14 protein-coding genes and 1 riboswitch are annotated in these 16,445 nt (G+C 41.0%); of the genes, 13 read left to right on the top strand and 1 reads right to left on the bottom strand.

What is annotated here, in order from left to right; all coding sequences use genetic code 11:
• Positions 1-8 precede the first annotated feature (8 nt).
• From QNN06_RS24865 to QNN06_RS24840, 6 genes are all read left to right on the top strand, one after another.
• Positions 9-782, top strand: a complete 774-nt coding sequence (locus tag QNN06_RS24865) for an enoyl-CoA hydratase (RefSeq protein ID WP_284036136.1) — start codon at positions 9-11, stop codon at positions 780-782.
• A 113-nt stretch (positions 783-895) separates the two neighbouring features.
• The gene (locus QNN06_RS24860; protein WP_284036135.1) at positions 896-1,669 is read left to right on the top strand and encodes an electron transfer flavoprotein subunit beta/FixA family protein; all 774 of its coding nucleotides are present in this window, start codon (positions 896-898) and stop codon (positions 1,667-1,669) included.
• Between the two features lie 41 nt (positions 1,670-1,710).
• Complete coding sequence (locus QNN06_RS24855; protein WP_284036134.1) at positions 1,711-2,688, top strand: electron transfer flavoprotein subunit alpha/FixB family protein; 978 nt, start codon at positions 1,711-1,713, stop codon at positions 2,686-2,688.
• Positions 2,689-2,983: 295 nt separating this feature from the next.
• Positions 2,984-3,298 carry a thioredoxin gene (gene trxA, locus QNN06_RS24850; RefSeq protein ID WP_213119965.1) on the top strand — a complete coding sequence of 105 codons (315 nt, stop codon included), beginning with the start codon at positions 2,984-2,986 and terminating at the stop codon, positions 3,296-3,298.
• A gap of 130 nt (positions 3,299-3,428) precedes the next feature.
• A complete protein-coding gene (gene uvrC, locus QNN06_RS24845; protein ID WP_213119966.1) occupies positions 3,429-5,204 on the top strand; it encodes an excinuclease ABC subunit UvrC in 1,776 nt (591 codons plus the stop codon).
• Between the two features lie 66 nt (positions 5,205-5,270).
• A riboswitch (Lysine riboswitch) is annotated at positions 5,271-5,448 on the top strand.
• A 103-nt stretch (positions 5,449-5,551) separates the two neighbouring features.
• Complete coding sequence (locus QNN06_RS24840; protein ID WP_284036133.1) at positions 5,552-6,772, top strand: aspartate kinase; 1,221 nt, start codon at positions 5,552-5,554, stop codon at positions 6,770-6,772.
• A gap of 91 nt (positions 6,773-6,863) precedes the next feature.
• Here QNN06_RS24840 and QNN06_RS24835 read toward each other — a convergent pair whose 3' ends face one another.
• Positions 6,864-7,310: a YslB family protein gene (locus tag QNN06_RS24835; RefSeq protein ID WP_213119968.1), complete on the bottom strand. Its 447-nt coding sequence runs from the start codon at positions 7,308-7,310 to the stop codon at positions 6,864-6,866.
• A 420-nt stretch (positions 7,311-7,730) separates the two neighbouring features.
• On the opposite strand from QNN06_RS24835, the gene QNN06_RS24830 reads away from it, so the two are divergent.
• The 7 genes from QNN06_RS24830 (at position 7,731) to hmpA (ending at position 16,304) form a co-directional block, all read left to right on the top strand.
• A complete protein-coding gene (locus QNN06_RS24830; protein WP_213119969.1) occupies positions 7,731-8,339 on the top strand; it encodes a succinate dehydrogenase cytochrome b558 subunit in 609 nt (202 codons plus the stop codon).
• A gap of 59 nt (positions 8,340-8,398) precedes the next feature.
• Positions 8,399-10,150 carry a succinate dehydrogenase flavoprotein subunit gene (gene sdhA / locus QNN06_RS24825; protein WP_213119970.1) on the top strand — a complete coding sequence of 584 codons (1,752 nt, stop codon included), beginning with the start codon at positions 8,399-8,401 and terminating at the stop codon, positions 10,148-10,150.
• Positions 10,151-10,171: 21 nt separating this feature from the next.
• On the top strand, positions 10,172-10,933 hold the full coding sequence (sdhB, locus tag QNN06_RS24820) for a succinate dehydrogenase iron-sulfur subunit (protein WP_213119971.1): 762 nt from the start codon (positions 10,172-10,174) through the stop codon (positions 10,931-10,933).
• Positions 10,934-11,411: 478 nt separating this feature from the next.
• A complete protein-coding gene (locus QNN06_RS24815; protein ID WP_284036132.1) occupies positions 11,412-13,709 on the top strand; it encodes a glycoside hydrolase family 3 protein in 2,298 nt (765 codons plus the stop codon).
• A 168-nt stretch (positions 13,710-13,877) separates the two neighbouring features.
• Positions 13,878-14,471, top strand: a complete 594-nt coding sequence (locus QNN06_RS24810; protein ID WP_213119973.1) for a class D sortase — start codon at positions 13,878-13,880, stop codon at positions 14,469-14,471.
• Between the two features lie 174 nt (positions 14,472-14,645).
• Positions 14,646-14,870, top strand: a complete 225-nt coding sequence (gene gerE, locus QNN06_RS24805; protein WP_019154738.1) for a spore germination transcription factor GerE — start codon at positions 14,646-14,648, stop codon at positions 14,868-14,870.
• Between the two features lie 144 nt (positions 14,871-15,014).
• Positions 15,015-16,304, top strand: a complete 1,290-nt coding sequence (gene hmpA, locus QNN06_RS24800; RefSeq protein WP_284036131.1) for an NO-inducible flavohemoprotein — start codon at positions 15,015-15,017, stop codon at positions 16,302-16,304.
• The last annotated feature ends 141 nt before the right edge of the window (positions 16,305-16,445 follow it).

Here is a 16,445-nt window from a genome sequence, read left to right as displayed (position 1 = left end):
GGGATACTATGGAATATTTAAAATGTTCAGTGGAGGACTCCATCGCAACCATTACGTTGCAGCGTCCTCCAGCGAATGCGCTTTCATCAGGCCTTTTACGGGAATTATCCGCAGTGTTAGATGAAATTGAACCAAGCCGCGAGATTAGAGTAGTAGTTATCCATGGTGAAGGCCGCTTTTTCTCGGCAGGTGCCGATATTAAAGAATTTACGACAGTAAGTTCTTCAGAAGGTTTTTCAAACCTTGGCAAATTTGGCCAAGATTTGTTTGACCGGATGGAGAAATTTCCAAAACCTATTATTGCCGCTATTCACGGTGCAGCACTAGGTGGCGGGCTGGAACTGGCAATGGCATGCCATATCCGTCTTGTCAGCGAAACTGCGAAACTAGGGCTTCCTGAACTGCAGCTTGGTATCATTCCAGGCTTTGCTGGTACCCAGCGTCTGCCAAAATATGTTGGAACCGCTAGAGCGGCGGAGATGATGTTAACATCCGAGCCAATCACTGGATTGGAAGCGGTTCAATATGGACTGGCTAACCATGCTTATCCGGAAAATGAAGTCTTGGAACAAGCTTATAAACTGGCTGGAAAAATTGCCAAGAAGAGCCCTGGCTCTGTCAAAGCCGCTATTGAACTGTTAAACTATTCAAAAACGAAAGAATTTTATGAAGGTGTAAAGCGGGAATCAGAACTATTTGGTGAAGTATTTGTTTCTAAAGATGCCAAAGAAGGCATTCAAGCCTTTATTGAAAAAAGAGAACCTCATTTTAAAGGTGAATAAACTTTCCTAGTCCTCCGAGCGAGTGCTCGCTAGGAAGCTTATTATATTTTTTTATAAAAAATTTTCTCAATCTTTCAAACTAAACAAATGTTTGAATATTTAGGAGGGTAACCATGAACATTTTTGTGTTAATGAAAAGAACCTTTGATACAGAGGAAAAGATTGCGATTTCCGGCGGCAAAATCAATGAAGATGGTGCTGAATTCATCATTAACCCTTATGATGAATACGCCATCGAAGAAGCGATTCAGGTCCGTGATGCAAACGGCGGCGAAGTAACCGTTATTTCTGTCGGCAACGAAGAAGCTGAAAAGCAATTGCGTACTGCGCTTGCCATGGGTGCAGATAAGGCTGTTCTCATCAATACTGAAGATGACGTTGAAAATGGCGACCAATTTACAACTGCCAAAATTCTTGCTGAATACTTAAAAGATAAAAATGCTGACTTAATCCTTGGCGGAAACGTAGCGATTGATGGCGGTTCAGGCCAGGTTGGACCACGTGTTGCTGAACTTCTAAACATTCCTTATGTTACCACGATTACAAAGCTTGAAATCGATGGAACTAAGGCAACTGTTACTCGTGACGTTGAAGGGGATTCTGAAGTAATCGAAACAAGCCTTCCACTTTTAGTAACTGCTCAGCAAGGCTTGAACGAGCCGCGCTATCCATCATTGCCAGGGATCATGAAGGCAAAGAAAAAGCCTCTTGATGAGCTGGAATTAGATGATCTCGATCTAGAAGAAGAAGATGTTGAAGCAAAAACAAAAACAATTGAAGTTTACCTGCCGCCAAAGAAAGAAGCAGGCAAGGTTTTATCTGGCGATTTAGCCGACCAAGTAAAAGAACTTGTTCAACTGCTCCACACTGAAGCAAAAGTAGTCTAATCGGTTTATCATAAAAATTGATTTGCAGGAGGTAAACACTAATGTCTAAAAAAGTATTAGTTTTAGGAGAAGTTCGCGACGGATCCTTACGTAATGTATCTTTTGAAGCAGTTGCTGCAGCTAAAACTGTTGCTGAAGGCGGAGAAGTAGTAGGAGTATTGCTTGGAGAAGCAGTACAAAGCCTTGGTGCAGAATTAATTCAATCCGGTGCAGACCGCGTCGTTGTTGTTGAAAATGAAAAATTAAAGCAGTATACATCAGATGGCTATTCTCAAGCACTATTAGCTGTCATTGACCAAGAAAAGCCTGAAGGTCTTGTTTTCGGTCATACAGCACTTGGAAAAGACCTTTCTCCAAGAATTGCTGCTAAGCTGTCATCCGGTCTAATTTCTGATGCTACAGCTGTTGAAGTGGCAGGCGGAAACGTTGTCTTTACAAGACCAATCTATTCCGGTAAAGCTTTCGAAAAGAAAATTGTGACTGACGGTTTAATCTTTGCTACTGTTCGTCCAAATAACATTGCTCCACTAGAAAAAGATGAGTCAAGAAGCGGTGAAGTTTCTTCCCTTTCTGTAGAAATCAAAGACCTTCGTGCCATCGTTAAAGAGGTAGTCAGAAAAGCTAGTGAAGGTGTAGACCTAAGCGAAGCAAAAGTCGTTATTTCCGGCGGACGCGGCGTGAAGAGCGCAGAAGGCTTCGCACCTCTAAAAGAATTGGCTGCTGTCTTAGGCGGAGCAATAGGAGCTTCCCGCGGGGCATGTGACGCTGAATACTGCGATTACTCCCTGCAAATTGGCCAAACTGGTAAGGTTGTAACTCCAGACCTATACATTGCCTGCGGTATTTCCGGAGCTATCCAGCATCTTGCAGGTATGTCCAACTCTAAAGTTATTGTGGCCATTAACAAAGATCCTGAAGCAAACATCTTCAAAGTGGCAGACTACGGTATCGTTGGTGACTTGTTCGAAGTTGTTCCACTTTTAACTGAAGAGTTTAAAAAGCTTAAAGTTCATTCATAATAAGAAGAGCGGAAGCGCCTTGACCAGGGGCGACAGGCATAAGACGAGCCGGCGAGAAGGCTGCTTTTTAGCCTTCTTGACGGATTGGCTGTAGACCTGCGAGCCCCTAGGCGCTGGAGCTGGCCAAAAATTATGAGGGCGAGCGGGATGTTCCGCTCGCCTTTATCATGAGTTTGCATAGAATACTTATTAGGCAAAAAGGGTAAATTACCTGCGAAACAGATTATTAGCGTGATTTTCCATTCGATGTTATACTTTCGTTAGATTTAAGTATTAATTAGGGAGGCAATGAAAAATGGCTATTGCACACGTAACAGATCAAAACTTTGCGACTGAAACAGGTTCAGGTCTTGTTCTTGTAGATTTCTGGGCACCATGGTGCGGACCTTGCAAAATGATTGCGCCAGTTTTAGAAGAGCTTGATGCTGAAATGGGAGATAAAGTAAAAATCACGAAACTTGACGTGGATGAAAATCCGCAAACGGCTTCTAATTTTGGAGTAATGAGCATTCCAACTTTACTAGTGTTGAAAAACGGTGAAGTTGTTGATAAAACTGTCGGCTTCCAACCAAAAGAAGCTTTAGCTGGCTTACTTCAAAAGCATCTATAAGCCCTCAATTAAAATAACCTTAACCGGTACTTCGGTTAAGGTTTTCTTTTTTCTAAAGACTCCCTCTTTAATTTGCGGGCAGATTGATTTAAAATTTGAAGAGAAACTCTGAGTGGGAGGAGCGGCCGGAATGAATGAAACCATTAAACAAAAGTTAACGCTGCTGCCGGACCAGCCCGGCTGCTACTTGATGAAGGATCGTCAAGGATCGATTATCTACGTTGGTAAGGCGAAAGTATTAAAGAACCGTGTTCGGTCTTATTTTACCGGTTCGCATGATGGGAAAACCCTTCGCTTGGTAAACGAGATTGAAGACTTTGAGTATATCGTGACCTCATCCAATATTGAAGCACTTCTGCTTGAATTAAATTTAATAAAAAAATATGATCCGAAATATAATGTCATGCTTAGGGATGATAAGACTTATCCATTTATTAAGCTGACTGCGGAAAGACACCCAAAGCTAATTATTACAAGAAAAGTAAAAAAGGATAAAGGTAAGTATTTTGGTCCATATCCCAACGTAGGGGCTGCCAACGAAACAAAGAAACTGCTTGACCGGATTTATCCGCTCCGCAAATGTTCTACGCTTCCTGACCGAGTCTGCCTCTATTATCACTTGGGGCAGTGCCTGGCGCCTTGTGTAAATGAGGTTTCAGAAGAACAGTATAAACAAATGACCGATGAAATTACCCGCTTTTTAAATGGCGGTTATAAGGAAATAAAAAAGGATCTGACAGAAAAAATGCAGGCTGCCGCGGAAGAGCTTGATTTTGAAAGAGCAAAGGAATTCCGTGACAAAATCATTCATATTGAAACAATCATGGAAAAACAAAAGATCACGATGACGGATTTTACTGACCGTGACGTATTCGGCTATGCCGTTGACAAAGGCTGGATGTGTGTTCAAGTATTTTTTGTGCGTCAGGGGAAGCTGATTGAACGAGACGTTTCGATGTTCCCTATTTATAATGAGCCGGAAGAAGAAATCCTCACATTCCTCGGCCAATTTTATCAGAAGACGAACCATTTTAAACCGAAGGAAATTCTCATCCAGGACGATGTGGATTTGCAGATGGCTGAGCAGTTATTGGAAGTAAAAGTCATTAAGCCGCAGCGGGGCCAGAAGAAGGACCTTGTCAAAATGGCAATTAAAAATGCGAAAATCGCCTTGAATGAAAAATTCTCTCTTATTGAAAAAGATGAGGAAAGAACGATCAAAGCCGTTGAAAACCTCGGAGAAATGCTTGGCATTTATACGCCCCACCGGATCGAAGCCTTTGATAACTCTAACATTCAAGGAACAGACCCAGTTTCAGCGATGATTGTTTTTACAGACGGCAAAGCAAACAAGCGGGAATATCGGAAATATAAAATTAAGTCTGTTGAAGGCCCGGATGATTATGAATCAATGAGAGAGGTAACGAGACGAAGATACTCGAGGGCTCTAAAGGAAGAGCTTCCGCTGCCTGACTTGATCATCATTGACGGTGGAAAGGGACATGTGGAAGCTGTCCGCGATGTGCTAGAAAATGAATTGGGGCTGGACATACCTCTCGCTGGACTAGTGAAGGATGAGAAGCACCGCACATCACAGCTTATGTATGGGAATCCATTAGAAATTGTAGCGCTCGCCCGGAATAGCCAGGAATTTTATTTACTCCAGCGAATCCAGGATGAAGTTCACCGCTTTGCGATTACCTTCCACCGGCAGACACGCGGTAAAACCGCATTCCAATCCCTACTTGACGATATTCCTGGGATTGGCGAAAAACGCAAGAAGCAGCTATTAAAGGAATTTGGCTCTGTTAAGAAAATGAAAGAGGCAACCCTTGAGGAATTTAGAGGGATTGGAATCCCCCAAAATGTGGCAGAAGAATTAATAAAAAAACTTCAGTCACAATAATTGTCACTCTAATATTACTATGCTATAATGAATAAAAATTTAATAGACTATCACTTTTATAAGTTAAGTGAAGGTAGAGGTGCGAGCTTCAAGAGTAAAGGCCCGGAGAAGGATGAGCTTCAACGATGGGCTTTGAAAGGGAATGTTCGCCGAAGTAGGGAAACACTCATTATTTTCCTTGCTGGTTCGTCATTGAAAAAATGCCGGATTGTCAAGACCGTTGTCTTGGAGCGCTATCTTTCATTGTCTACTAACGCGAAAATTTTAATTTTGTGTTTTCAAAGCAATGGGATATGCTCCCATTGCTTTTTATTTTTTTACAAGAATGACTGAGAGAAGGGGAAGACATGGGTTTAATAGTACAGAAATTTGGCGGGACCTCCGTTGGCAGCATTGAAAAAATTCTAAATGTCGCAGAATGTGTGCGGGGGGAAAAGGAACGTGGAAACCAAGTAGTGGTCGTTGTTTCGGCAATGGGAAAATCGACGGACCAGCTTGTTAATATGGCAAAGGAAATATCCGAGCAGCCGAATAAGCGGGAAATGGATATGCTTCTCTCAACAGGTGAGCAGGTGACGATCGCATTGCTTTCGATGGCCTTAAACCAAAAAGGGCTGGAGGCCGTTTCCTTTACAGGCTGGCAGGCTGGAATCATGACAGAGCCTGTTCACGGCAATGCAAGGATTTCGAAAATAAACACTGATGCTGTTCAAAAACAGCTTCATGCGGGAAAAGTCGTCATCGTGGCTGGATTCCAAGGGGTTACCGAAGACGGGGAAATCACTACGCTCGGACGTGGGGGCTCTGATACAACTGCAGTTGCGTTGGCTGCTGCTCTAAATGCGGATAAATGTGATATTTATACCGATGTAACCGGGGTATTTACAACGGATCCCCGTTATGTCAAGAACGCTCGGAAATTATTATCGGTATCGTATGACGAAATGCTTGAACTGGCCAATTTGGGTGCGGGAGTTCTACATCCAAGAGCGGTCGAGTTTGCAAAAAATTATAATGTAAGGCTTGAGGTCCGCTCTAGCATGGAGAAGGTTGAAGGAACTGTAATTGAGGGGGAAGCAACGATGGAACAAAATTTAGTCGTACGCGGAGTCGCGTTTGAAGATGGAATCACACGTGTTACTGTTTTAGGGCTTAGAAATTCATTAACAAGCTTATCAACTATTTTTACGACATTGGCCAAAAATCAAATTAATGTGGATATTATTATTCAAAGCACAACAGAAGAGGGAGCTGCCAATCTCTCCTTTTCCATCCATACCGATGATTGGATCCCAACCTTAAATGTGCTTGAAAACAATAAAGAAACACTTGCCTATGACCAGCTTGATGCTGAGAATAAACTGGCAAAGGTATCAATTGTTGGTTCCGGAATGATTTCTAATCCTGGTGTGGCTGCGAAAATGTTTGAGGTTCTTGCGAACAGCAATATTCCTGTAAAGATGGTCAGCACCTCAGAAATCAAAGTATCAGCTGTAGTAGAAGAAAAAAATATGCTCAAAGCAGTAGAAGCCTTGCACGAGGCATTTGAACTTGGGAAAATTAAATGAAAACTCGCCGATTGGCGAGTCCGGCAGGACGGTTCATGAGGCGTAGCTGAATTTATGCCTTAAGAAAGGGGGCCTGTGGCCCCCTTTTCTTTTAGTCTAGTTTATCCCATTTGACGGTGAAGCAAACTTTGTTCGATTTTTTGACCGGGTGTTCGAAGGTTTCCGCAATAGCCCCTTTTTGGACTTCGATTTGCTGAGCAAGGAAGCCGGCTTCAAGTTGAAAGAAGTTTTCCGCTTTTGATTTAACACGCGATACAATCATTGGACTTGCCAACTCGAATTCCAGCTCATTTTTTGCTTCCTTCTTAATTTCTAACTCACCCCAAGAAGCTTTTGCAAAAAAATCTATCAGGCTTTCGTAGCTTTCCAAAGGAAATTTTCGGGCGAGACGTTTCCCTGCCCAGTAAAGAATTTCAGGAGTGTCCTTGCCGAAAATTTCAGGAAGAAGAACTTCTCTAATTAATTCATAGCCAAATATAGAGATTGTCCTTGGTTCCGGCGTTTGTAGATCTTGGTCCATTACTGCACTATCTTTCATTTACTTCCCCTCTTTCTATCATTCTATTATATACAAATCGAGTTCTGTTTCAGTACAGTTTTCTAATAATGTAAAGAAGTCGCAAAGAAATTTATTATTTTACAATATTTGTTCTTGTTTCTTATCATAATTATCGTTTCCGATATAGGAAAAAAATTCTCCCGTAAGATGTTGGTAATTACAAGCAAAAATAAAGCGCTTACAAAATGATAACATGTCGAAATTCATATCTATCATAATATCAATATATTTTAAAAATTTTATTTTTCATCGCTTTTTTATGTATCCGTTTCCTTGACGCTCTATGATGTTGGGAGTAAAATGGACATGTCACATAATTGTCACAGTGATGCTAGGTTATATTAATGAAGGAAGTAAAAACTTAACATCATTTTTTAAAATTTAAAAGGGGGTAAATCAATGGCGGGGAATCGCGAATTTTTCAATCGGAGACTGCACTCGTTGCTTGGGGTTATCCCAATCGGGGTATTCATTGTACAGCACCTGATTGTCAACCACTTTGCAACAGAAGGAGTGGAATCCTTCAACAAAGCAGCAAATTTCATGGGGACTCTTCCGTTCCGTATTGTCCTTGAAACAGTAGTAATTTATTTACCTTTGCTGTTCCATGCAATCTATGGATTGTACATTGCATTTACAGCAAAAAACAATGTTTCAAGATTTGGTTTCTTTAGAAACTGGATGTTCATGCTTCAGCGTGTATCAGGGGTAATCACTCTTATTTTTATCGCATGGCATGTTTGGGAAACACGTATTGCCGCTGCATTCGGTGCTGAGGTTAACTTCCAAATGATGCATGATATTCTTTCTTCACCAATCATGTTTGCATTTTATGTAATTGGTATTATTTCAGCTATTTTCCACTTTGCGAACGGATTATGGTCATTCATGGTAAGCTGGGGTATTACGCAATCCCCAAGGTCACAAACTATTGCTACATATTTTACGATGGTAGTTTTCGTACTTCTATCTATCGTAGCCGTTCAAACTCTATTAGCTTTTGTTTGATAAATTAATGATTTCTTGATTGGAAAAATATTGGATTTGGATTAAGGGAGTGAGTCACGATGAGTAAAGGTAAGGTGATCATTGTCGGTGGCGGATTGGCCGGCTTGATGGCGACTATTAAAGTTGCAGAACACGGAACTCCTGTAGAATTATTTTCTCTTGTTCCTGTTAAACGCTCTCACTCTGTTTGTGCCCAAGGCGGTATTAATGGAGCAGTAAATACTAAAGGTGAAGGGGATTCCCCATGGATTCACTTTGATGATACGGTTTACGGCGGAGATTTCTTGGCTAACCAGCCTCCGGTTAAGGCAATGTGTGATGCTGCGCCTGGTATTATCAATTTATTTGACCGGATGGGTGTTATGTTTAACCGTACTCCGGAAGGTCTATTAGACTTCCGCCGTTTCGGGGGAACTCAACACCACAGAACTGCATTTGCTGGTGCTACAACTGGTCAGCAGCTTTTATATGCATTAGATGAGCAGGTTCGCCGCCACGAGGTAGCAGGGCTTGTTACTAAATATGAAGGCTGGGAGTTTTTGGGTGCAGTCGTTGACGAGGAAGGCGTTTGCCGTGGAATCGTTGCCCAAGACTTAAAAACAATGGAAATCAAATCATTCGTTGCGGATGCTGTTATTATGGCAACTGGCGGACCTGGTATTATCTTTGGTAAATCTACAAACTCAGTAATTAACACTGGTTCTGCAGCATCGATTGTTTATCAGCAGGGTGCATATTATGCGAACGGTGAAATGATTCAGATTCACCCAACTGCCATCCCTGGTGACGATAAACTTCGCTTAATGAGTGAATCTGCACGTGGTGAAGGCGGCCGTGTTTGGACATACAAAGACGGAAAGCCTTGGTACTTCCTAGAGGAAAAATATCCTGCATACGGAAACCTGGTACCACGTGATATCGCAACACGTGAAATTTTTGATGTCTGCGTTAATCAAAAATTGGGTGTTAACGGTGAAAACATGGTATTCCTTGACCTATCTCATAAGGATCCTCATGAATTGGATGTTAAACTTGGCGGTATCATTGAAATTTATGAAAAATTCGTTGGTGATGACCCGCGTAAAGTTCCAATGAAAATTTTCCCTGCCGTTCACTATTCAATGGGCGGACTTTGGGTTAATTATGACCAAATGACTAGCATTCCAGGCCTATTTGCTGCTGGAGAATGTGATTATTCTCAGCATGGTGCGAACCGTCTTGGCGCAAACTCACTGCTTTCTGCCGTTTTTGGCGGTATGGTTGCAGGACCAAATGCGGTTAGCTATATTGAAGGACTTGAGAAAAGCTCGGATGCTGTTTCTTCTACTGTCTTTGACCGTCATGTTAAAGAGCAGGAAGAAAAGTGGAACAATATTATGTCATTGGATGGCAATGAAAATGCCTACATTCTTCATAAAGAGCTTGGCGAGTGGATGACTGATAATGTAACAGTTGTTCGTTACAATGACAAACTGTTGAAAACAGACGAAAAGATCCAAGAACTGTTAGAGCGTTACCAAAAAATCAATATTAATGATACATCTAAATGGAGCAACCAAGGAGCAGCCTTTACAAGACAACTTCAAAACATGCTGCAATTGGCTCGCGTTATTACGCTTGGTGCGTACAACCGTAATGAAAGCCGCGGCGCCCATTATAAGCCTGAATTCCCTGAACGGAATGATGAGGAATTCATGAAGACAACAATGGCTAAATTTACAGATGCGAAAACTGCCCCAGCTTTCCATTATGAAGATATTGATGTGTCTTTAATTCAACCACGGAAGCGCGACTATACAACAAAACACTAATAGGAAAGGGGAGAAGATAAAATGGCTGAAACTAAGACTGTAAAATTTATTATTCAACGTCAGGATAATGAAAATTCTGCCCCTTATGAGGAAGAATTTGAAGTTCCATACCGCCCGGGGATGAACGTTATCTCGGCGTTAATGGAAGTTCGGAGAAACCCTGTTAATGCAAAAGGACAAGCTACAAGCCCAATCACATGGGATATGAACTGTCTTGAAGAGGTATGTGGTGCCTGTTCGATGATTATCAACGGAAAGCCGCGCCAATCCTGTTCGGCGTTAGTCGATCAGTTGGAGCAGCCGATCCGCTTAGCTCCTATGCGGACATTCCCTGTAGTGCGCGACCTTCAGGTTGACCGCAGCAGAATGTTTGATGCGTTAAAGAGAGTTAAAGCATGGATTCCAATTGATGGAACCTATGATCTAGGACCAGGACCTCGTATGCCTGAGAACAAACGTCAATGGGCATATGAGCTGTCTAAGTGTATGACATGCGGTGTCTGCCTTGAGGCATGTCCGAATGTTAACAGTAAGTCAAGCTTTATCGGACCGCAGCCATTATCACAGGTTCGTCTTTTCAATGCTCATCCAACAGGTGAGATGAATAAGGCGGAGCGTCTTGAAACCATCATGGGTGAGGGCGGTCTTACGAACTGCGGTAACTCACAAAACTGTGTTCAATCCTGTCCAAAAGGTATTCCATTGACTACCTCCATTGCAGCATTGAATCGTGAAACAACATTCCAAGCATTTAGAAACTTCTTCGGAAGCGACAGAAGCTAACTACAAAAGTAGAAGCGGCTAGATACGAAAAAACCTTCTTTTCATAGTGAAAAGAAGGTTTTTTTATTGGCATAAGAGCATTTTACCAGTCTTAAAGTCCTAATAATAGGAAAATTCAGAATAGGTAAAAAGTATGATGACGAATAAATAAAAAAAATTCATAATAAAAATATAATTAGTTTGTTTAGTATCCTTATTAATAGACTTTCGTGAATAGTTTTTGGCGGGATTTTATGAAACCGCATTCTGAAAGCGTATTCCAATCCAAGTAAATCCAATTTAATAGTCAAGCATTCGATTATGAATTGGCAGGATTGCTTGAATATACAAGATTATGGGAGGTGATGGAAGGCACTCTAAAAATTATGTTTTTGGTAGTGTCCGGGATTTAAGGAAATTCTGTAAGTTTTTTTGTTTGCATCAGTTATTGAAAGGGAAGCTGCGCAACAATCTTAATTTTGACAGGGGTGGAAGGAAAATGGCATCAGTATCTAAACAAATTAGAAAATCGTCAAAACTAAAAAGAAAACTTTTAGGAAGTATATTCGCACTTTCGCTTGCAGTTCCAACAATCGGCTTTGCAGCAGATGATGTAGGGTACACAGGAGATGAAGTAGAAGCTACCCCATATACTGGCAGAGGTGCAATACCAACCTATAAAATTACAAAAGCCGATGGTCAACCAGAAATTGAAGTAGCAAATCAAAATAGAATTCTTCAAGTTGACGGCAAGTTCTTTAGAGATGCCAATGGCAATAATAGCTTAGATGGTTACGAAGACTGGAGAAAACCAATTCCTGAGCGTGTAGCAGATTTGGTTGGTAAAATGTCTCTTGAGCAAAAAGCTGGGATGATGTATATCAATACTCACACTCCAGAACAGGATCCAGCGGATGGGAAATTTGTAACCCCTGAAAACAGCAAAATCGTTACTGAAAAGGGACTGCGCTATGTTATTTACCGTCTTTCTCAAAACTTAGGGGATATCGCTAACTACAATAACCAAATGCAGCAATTAGCAGAAGGTCTACCGTTAGGCATTCCAGTTGTTATTACTTCAAATCCAAGAAACTCCCAATCTACGGATTATACAAATATCACGAATGTTACGGATCAACATACTTTCTGGCCAGGAACTCTAGGTTTAGCGGCAGCACGTGATGTTGCAGCTGTAGGAGAATTTGCAAATATTGCTCGCGAGGAATGGAGAGCTGCTGGTATTCGCAAGGTTTACGGTTATATGGCTGACGTCGCAACAGATCCACTTTGGGCAAGAATTGAGGAGACATTCGGTGAAGATCCAAAAGTTGTTGGTGACATGAATTATCAAATAATTAAAGGATTCCAAACCGATAAACTTGGCCCAGACAGTGTATCTATCACAGTTAAGCACTTCCCTGGCGGTGGTGCACGTATGGATGGCAAGGATCCACACTTTGCGGATGGCAGTTTTAATATTTATCCTACAGAAGGAAGCTTGTTAAAATATCACATTCCTCCTTTCCAAAAAGCAATCAGTGCTGGAGTTACATCCGTCATGCCTTACTACGCATATCCAGAGAATGATAGTGCTGAACAAGGGCTGAAACATTACAGTGATACTGAGCAGTTTGAAGAAGTTGCAATGGGCTTAAATGCAGGGATCTTAAATTTCTTACGTTCTCCTAAGAATGAGGGCGGACTTGGTTTTACAGGATATGTGAACTCTGACTCAGGTGCAATTAGTAGTCGTGCATTTGGTTACTTAGATAAAACAGAACCGGAAAAAGTTGCAAAAGCAATCAAGGCTGGAACCAATATCATTTCAGGTGGTTCAACACCAGAGTACGTAATTGAGGCAGTTAACAGCGGTTTATTAGATGAATCAAAAGTTAACGAATCCATTACTTATACGCTTTCTGAAATGATGACCTTAGGCTTGTTTGAGGATCCATATGTAGATCCTGCGGAAGCCATTGCTGTAGCGAACAATGCTGAACATAGAGCCAAAGCTTATAAAGCCCATCAAAAATCAGTTGTTCTTATGCGTAATGATAAAATCAAAGGTGAAAAACTATTACCGTTAAAAGAAAATAAGTTAAAAGACGTTAAACTGTATGTTGAAGGTTTTGTCGGAGTTGCAGCGCCAAACGGGAATAAAGATCCTAATTATGTTAAAGACAATTCAGCTAAGCAATCTGTTGCATTTACTGCGGACTTAAAGAACACACTTAAAGAAAAATTCCCTAACATCACTTTAGTTGATAATATTGATGAAGCAACACTAGCTTATGTATATGTTAAACCAACTCAATCCAACTGGGATAATAATCCACGAATCGGAATTGATGAAACAACTGGTATAACTGAAGTAGATCGAATCGTTGAAATTCAAAAAACTGTTCCAACAATCACTGCGATAAACTTTACTAACCAATGGCTTATTAACAAAATTGAACCTAATGCTGCTGCCGTAATCGGTACTTTTGGAACGCAACAAGAAGCAGTATTTGATGTCATCACTGGAAAGTTTAATCCTGTTGGTAAACTTCCATTCGCAATCGTAGCAAGTGAGGATGCTTTGAGCAGAGAAGTTGGGGATGTTCCAAGCTTTGCGCCTGAAGAAATTCCAGATTTCGCCTATGTTAATAAATCAGGTAACAAATACGAATACGGTTTTGGTCTTTCTTACAATCAAGGAAAAGCTGTCGGAAAACCCGACCATGCAGGTGAAACAGGAAAGCCCGGCCATGCAGATGAAACAGGGACACCTGATCATGCTAACAAAAATAAATAATGAATAATTAAAATAGAGCCGGCCCATTAAGTTTTTGGGCGGCTCTTTTTATTGTAAATAATTTTAAAAATTCTTATCTCTATTTATTGTGAAAATATAGTTGATTCCTGACTTTTTTGTTATACTTGGAATTAAAATGAGGAGCTTTTTCAAAAGGCGGTATTGATGTTGAAATCAAAGATTCCACTTCTAATAATTGTTGCAGGGTTAATAGTGTTGGGTGTCGGGGTATGGCAGATTGCTGATACAAAAATGCAAACAAAAGCCTCACTTCAAGAAGCAAAAAAATTGATTCGGGAACGACCCGAAAAGGCTTCAGCAAATCAAACAGCCACGCGTGATGATTCAGTTCCGCTTCCGGATATGGGAGATACAGTCGGCATTCTTGCTATTCCAAAAATTAATGCAGAACTCGCCATTGTGGAAGGCACCAATCCGGATGATTTAGAAAGAGGAGTAGGCCATTATAAAGGATCTTATTTTCCCGGCGACAAGGGGCAAATTGTTTTATCGGGACATCGCGATACCGTTTTTCGCCACTTAGGTGAACTGAAAGTCGGCGACTCGTTAAATATGCAAGTGCCCTATGGTAACTTCAATTATGAAATAACCCATACGAAAATCGTAAAGTCAGACGATACCAGTATCATCACCTTGCAAAACAAGGAAGAAGAATTAATTCTAACAACATGCTACCCCTTCCGTTACGTCGGAAACGCCCCAAAACGATATATTATATATGCAAAGCTAAAGAGCTCATAAAAGAAGGGCTCTTGTCTTTTTTTTTTAGAAAGTTCTTTGGGAAATTTTTTCATAAAATTCATATCTAACGAGTAAATATAGTCACTCCCCCTGACCAGTTCACATAAGATATGGTGACTAAATATATACCCACCCCCGGTGCATAACTGGCGAAGGCAAGGAGGGTTACAATACTTGAAGGAGAATGAATATACTCACAAGCCATTACTCACCAAACGAGAAAGAGAAGTATTCGAACTGTTAGTACAGGACAAAACAACAAAAGAAATCGCTAGTGAATTATTTATCAGCGAAAAAACAGTTCGGAATCATATTTCGAATGCCATGCAAAAGCTTGGTGTGAAAGGGCGATCACAGGCAGTTGTAGAACTCCTTCGTATGGGAGAGCTAGAACTTTAAACATGACCGGCATCCTTATGGGACGCCGGTTCATACATTTATATGGACAATTTTTTTGTAATGTCATAACAATACTTTCCTTCTTTATCATCTTCAAAGCAGGAGATACTTTAGTGTAAAGCTAAAGGAGGTAAGAAATACATTATGTCTATTACGAATATTAAAGAAAAAAGGTCTTGGCAAGAGGTCGTAAAGACAGTCAAAACTCTTAATCCGCAAAAGCTTGAAATCATAAAAGCCACACTTCCGATTGTGAAGGATCATGGTGAACAAATAACTAAGCATTTTTATAAGCGTATGTTTAAGCAGCATCCGGAGCTTCTTAATATTTTTAATCAAACGCATCAAATAACAGGCCACCAGCCTAAAGCGCTGGCAGAGGCTGTTTACGGGGCAGCGGCAAATATTGAAGATTTCAGCCAAATTATGCCCGTTCTCGAGCGAATTGGTGAAAAACATCGAAGCCTGCAAATTAAGCCGGAGCACTATCCGATAGTTGGTGAAAATTTGTTGGGAGCCATCAAAGAAGTATTAGGCGATGCGGCAACACCTGAAATTATAGATGCATGGGCGGACGCATATGGGGTCATTGCAGATGTGTTTATTAGAATGGAAAATAACATGTATAAAACGGCGGAGACTATGCCGGGCGGCTGGGCAGGCTACCGGAATTTTGTTGTGGAAAAAAAGGTGAAAGAAAGCGATGTCATCACGTCGTTTTACTTAAAGCCGCAAGACGGTAAGGAGATTGCAAGCTACATTCCCGGGCAATACATTACTGTAAAACTGGAGATTCCCTGTGAACAATACACCCATTTACGCCAATATAGTTTATCAGATCGTCCCGGTCAAAATTATTACCGAATCAGCGTAAAACGGGAAGACCCAAAAGGGGATAACATTCCTGCTGGGATTGTTTCCACCTTTTTGCATGCCCATGTAAAAGAGGGAGATACGATTCCGATTACTGCACCTGCCGGTGATTTTTATTTAGATTTGGAAACGAGTCTTCCATTAGTATTAATTAGCGGCGGGGTTGGTCTTACTCCGATGATGGCCATGTTAAACACAACCGTAAACGAAAGCCCGAATCGGGAAATTTATTATATCCATGCAGCCATAAACAGCCAACTGCATGCCTTCAGAGCCCATGTAAATGACCTGGCAGAGGGACATAAAAATGTCCACTCCTTCGTTATTTATGAAAAACCATCCGAAGATGATAAAGAAATGAAAAATTATGATAAAGAAGGATTTTTTAGCTTGGATTGGCTGCAGCAAAGTTTACCCACCAAGGATGCCGATTTTTATTTCTGCGGACCGGAGCCTTTCATGAAAGTGGTTAATAAAGCATTAAAACAATGGGGAGTACCAGAAGAACGGATCCATTACGAATTTTTTGGCTCCTTTGGAAAGCTGGAAGAGATCGAATAATCCAACTGGCAGGATGAATCACAGTTCATCTTGCCAGTTTTTTTGAGAAGCTGACAAAACAGTTCCGGCTTGAAATTTTCCTGAAAAAAGTAGACAATAAGTACAAGCTGCAAAGTATTATTTATTTGGTCATGTCATGAG

Source organism: Neobacillus sp. 114 (assembly GCF_030127045.1).
GTDB classification, from domain to species: Bacteria; Bacillota; Bacilli; order Bacillales; family Cytobacillaceae; genus Neobacillus; species Neobacillus rhizophilus.
Note: the sequence above shows the minus strand (reverse complement) of the source record. Positions and strands in the feature narration are given on the sequence as shown.

Excerpts from the sequence above, each read along its gene's own strand:
- sdhA (WP_213119970.1), top strand. The coding sequence starts at position 8,399 with ATGAGTAAAGGTAAGGTGATCATTGTCGGTGGCGGATTGGCCGGCTTG.
- uvrC (WP_213119966.1), top strand. The coding sequence starts at position 3,429 with ATGAATGAAACCATTAAACAAAAGTTAACGCTGCTGCCGGACCAGCCC.
- QNN06_RS24865 (WP_284036136.1), top strand. The coding sequence starts at position 9 with ATGGAATATTTAAAATGTTCAGTGGAGGACTCCATCGCAACCATTACG.
- QNN06_RS24860 (WP_284036135.1), top strand. The coding sequence starts at position 896 with ATGAACATTTTTGTGTTAATGAAAAGAACCTTTGATACAGAGGAAAAG.
- QNN06_RS24830 (WP_213119969.1), top strand. The coding sequence starts at position 7,731 with ATGGCGGGGAATCGCGAATTTTTCAATCGGAGACTGCACTCGTTGCTT.
- trxA (WP_213119965.1), top strand. The coding sequence starts at position 2,984 with ATGGCTATTGCACACGTAACAGATCAAAACTTTGCGACTGAAACAGGT.
- QNN06_RS24815 (WP_284036132.1), top strand. The coding sequence starts at position 11,412 with ATGGCATCAGTATCTAAACAAATTAGAAAATCGTCAAAACTAAAAAGA.
- QNN06_RS24835 (WP_213119968.1), bottom strand. The coding sequence starts at position 7,310 with ATGAAAGATAGTGCAGTAATGGACCAAGATCTACAAACGCCGGAACCA.
- sdhB (WP_213119971.1), top strand. The coding sequence starts at position 10,172 with ATGGCTGAAACTAAGACTGTAAAATTTATTATTCAACGTCAGGATAAT.
- hmpA (WP_284036131.1), top strand. The coding sequence starts at position 15,015 with ATGTCTATTACGAATATTAAAGAAAAAAGGTCTTGGCAAGAGGTCGTA.
- QNN06_RS24855 (WP_284036134.1), top strand. The coding sequence starts at position 1,711 with ATGTCTAAAAAAGTATTAGTTTTAGGAGAAGTTCGCGACGGATCCTTA.
- QNN06_RS24840 (WP_284036133.1), top strand. The coding sequence starts at position 5,552 with ATGGGTTTAATAGTACAGAAATTTGGCGGGACCTCCGTTGGCAGCATT.